The sequence below is a fragment of the Falsirhodobacter sp. alg1 genome, from assembly GCF_000739715.2.
GTDB lineage: Bacteria > Pseudomonadota > Alphaproteobacteria > Rhodobacterales > Rhodobacteraceae > Falsirhodobacter.
Genome location: NZ_BBJC02000033.1, coordinates 1 through 888, shown reverse-complemented (window position 1 = coordinate 888; position 888 = coordinate 1). Strand labels below are relative to the sequence as shown.

1 pseudogene is annotated in these 888 nt (G+C 53.6%); it reads left to right on the top strand.

From position 1 onward, the window contains the following. Nucleotides 1-72: 72 nt before the first annotated feature. Nucleotides 73-608, top strand: a pseudogene (locus tag TR36_RS15130) (AAA family ATPase); the annotation flags it as partial. Between the last annotated feature and the right edge of the window lie 280 nt (nt 609-888).

Here is an 888-nt window from a genome sequence, read left to right as displayed (position 1 = left end):
TATTCTTTGCGTTATTTCTGTAAACACGCTTAAATCGGTACTTACCGTATTTTAGCGTTGGCAGGAGCACGAATGTTTACTCACGAAGATCTGGCGCGGGCTGCAGGGGCAGTCATTGAAAATGCAGGGCTGGATCCGGCAGCAGACATACTCCCCGGATATGGAAAAAACCCTGCGGCGGTTTTCGAGTTGGGAGTTGGCAGAACTGATTTTGCGGGTGAACCAGTCAACGCTGCGAGGCCGCATGGCGACGGACCCTAGCCTGCCGCAGGGTCTGGTCGAAGAAGACGGGCGTCAGCGTTGGTACACCTTAGAGGAAATCAACGAAATCCGTCGTCGGTTAAAGATCAACAGGAAGTCGCTCCTGCCCCCCTCGCCCGCAAGGCAAGCGGGCGATCCGTGCGGCAATTGCCAATTTCAAAGGGGGGGCAGGCAAATCGACCGTTGCGCTTCACTTTGCACATGCCGCTGCCTTGGATGGATACCGTGTATTGGCCGTCGATTTTGATCCGCAGGCAACCTTGTCCCATTCGATGGGTCTTTCGGATGTCGCGGAGGAGGTGACCGTCTGGGGTATCATGGCGCGCGATCTCATTCGCGAAACAGACCCATCGGCGCGACAAAGGCCAGTGATACGGCAATCGCGGAAAAAGCTTTGGTATACATGCATGCCTCCAAGGGTATTTGCAGCTCTTATACGTAAACGGCCTTATTCTCCGTCGCGGGATTCCGGAAATTTACGCAGATTTTCGAATTTTTGTTCAACGTGTGAATATTTGCCCGCACTTTGTGGTTCGGGATAGATAGCCCTCGCAAACTCAGATCAACCATTCATCTTCCGAATGCGGCTGATCTGAGGGCCTTGTCACAAATCCGTGCAGGCCCGAT